1 protein-coding gene is annotated in these 293 nt (G+C 42.0%); it reads right to left on the bottom strand.

The genetic code is table 11. The features are described from left to right. The coding region (locus A3761_RS03440; protein WP_231881140.1) for a pseudouridine synthase at positions 1–293 on the bottom strand (293 nt) is incomplete at both ends.

The raw sequence follows: 293 nt of genomic DNA, 5'->3' as shown, positions 1-293 counted from the left end.
CCTGGTTTCGAAAGCGTCCAAACATACGTTTTATTTGATGGTACCGGCCTTCTTGTAGGCTTAGTTCTGCTTCAAACTCAGAAAGAATCTTAAGTTCGACAGGGCGAGTATGAATGTTTTCGTAAGCGAAGTGCATGCCTTCAGCAAAGGCTTTTATATATTCATGGCTTATAGGCTTGGCCAGTCGAACACGATATCTTTTAAGTACTCCGCAATTAGCATCGCTTAGTTGTCTTGACCATTCTCCGTCATTTGTAAGCAATACAAGGCCGGTAGAGTTTAAATCAAGACGA

The organism is Oleiphilus sp. HI0123, from assembly GCF_001635315.1.
This window is presented reverse-complemented; position numbering and strand designations above follow the sequence as displayed.